The 900-nt window shown below is 41.3% G+C and carries 2 protein-coding genes; both read left to right on the top strand.

Annotated features, from left to right (window positions below; all coding sequences use genetic code 11):
• Positions 1–68: 68 nt before the first annotated feature.
• Complete coding sequence (locus tag ACYQ0N_RS15310) at positions 69–308, top strand: hypothetical protein (RefSeq protein WP_124100702.1); 240 nt, start codon at positions 69–71, stop codon at positions 306–308.
• 5 nt (positions 309–313) lie between these two features.
• Positions 314–900, top strand: a 587-nt coding sequence (locus tag ACYQ0N_RS15305; RefSeq protein ID WP_460163181.1) for a DNA-3-methyladenine glycosylase I, incomplete at its 3' end; no start/stop codon positions are given.

The following is a 900-nucleotide window of genomic DNA, read 5'->3' as shown; positions in this document are numbered from 1 at the left end:
AAACCGGATTTTATTATGGTATAATGTAAAATAATATGGCTTGAGAAATTGTACAAAGGAGAATTAAAATGCCGGACGAATATACCCTTGACCGTGAAACCTACCGCTCTGTAAAGAAAATGGACAGAGAACAGCTTCAGAAGCTTCTGACGAGCATATATGTATCGGGCAAAAGGGACGAGGAATCAAAGGCTGTCGATTATGACGAGCTGAAAGCCGCTATAGGACGGATAAAGGGCATAGGAGAAAGCAGACTGAACGAAATTATGAACGTTATACAAAGCTTTATGGATAAAGCGGAAGGCTGAGATTTATGGAAAATGCTAAAAGGTGCGGATGGTGTCGGGACAACGGTCTTATGCAGAAATACCATGACGAGGAATGGGGCGAGCCTGTTCATGACGACAGAAAACAATTTGAATTTCTGATGATGGAGGTCATGCAGTGCGGATTAAACTGGTCGTTAATGCTGAAAAAGCGGGAGATATTCCGAAAGTGCTTTGATAACTTTGATTATGAAAAAACAGCGCTTTACGGAGAAACTCAGATTAACGATATTCTGAATACGCCGGATATGATAAGGTCGGAGAGAAAAATCAGAGCCATTATCAATAATGCAAATATGTTTTTGAAGATCAGACAGGAATTCGGCTCCTTTGATAAATATCTGTGGGGTTTTTCGGATAACAAGACAATTGTGTATAAGGCTCATGCGGACGAAGGCGTTCCGGCAAGCAACGAGCTGTCAGACAGAATAAGCGTTGACCTGAAAAAAAGAGGCTTTAAATATCTCGGCTCAATAACGGTTTATTCTCATCTGCAGGCCTGCGGAATTATAAACGATCACTGCACAGAATGCTTCAGATACGGGCAGCTGATCGGCAAAGATAACGTTATAAT

It is taken from the genome of Ruminococcus sporogenes, assembly GCF_054655175.1.
This window is presented reverse-complemented; position numbering and strand designations above follow the sequence as displayed.